Source organism: Streptococcus oralis, from assembly GCF_001578705.1.
Lineage (GTDB): Bacteria > Bacillota > Bacilli > Lactobacillales > Streptococcaceae > Streptococcus > Streptococcus oralis_J.
In genome coordinates, this window is the sequence record NZ_KQ969059.1 from 1 (window position 1) to 259 (window position 259).

Sequence of the window (259 nt, forward strand, 5' to 3'; positions counted from 1 at the left end):
TATTTTTGGAGGATTACCCAAGTCTGGCTGAAGGGAACGGTCTTGAAAACCGTCAGGCGTGTAAAAGCGTGCGTGGGTTCGAATCCCACATCCTCCTTTTATTATTAACGCGGGATGGAGCAGCTCGGTAGCTCGTCGGGCTCATAACCCGAAGGTCGTAGGTTCAAATCCTGCTCCCGCAATTTGGCTCGGTAGCTCAGTTGGTAGAGCAATGGATTGAAGCTCCATGTGTCGGCGGTTCGATTCCGTCTCGCGCCAT

3 tRNA genes are annotated in these 259 nt (G+C 52.5%); all 3 read left to right on the forward strand.

The annotated features are described in order from the left end of the window. Nucleotides 1-7: 7 nt before the first annotated feature. The 3 genes from SORDD05_RS09715 to SORDD05_RS09725 all read left to right on the forward strand — a co-directional run bounded on the left by SORDD05_RS09715 (nt 8) and on the right by SORDD05_RS09725 (nt 258). A tRNA-Ser gene (locus SORDD05_RS09715) sits at nt 8-97 on the forward strand. Between the two features lie 11 nt (nt 98-108). Beyond that, a tRNA-Met gene (locus SORDD05_RS09720) sits at nt 109-182 on the forward strand. Nucleotides 183-185: 3 nt separating this feature from the next. Continuing rightward, a tRNA-Phe gene (locus SORDD05_RS09725) sits at nt 186-258 on the forward strand. The last annotated feature ends 1 nt before the right edge of the window (nt 259 follow it).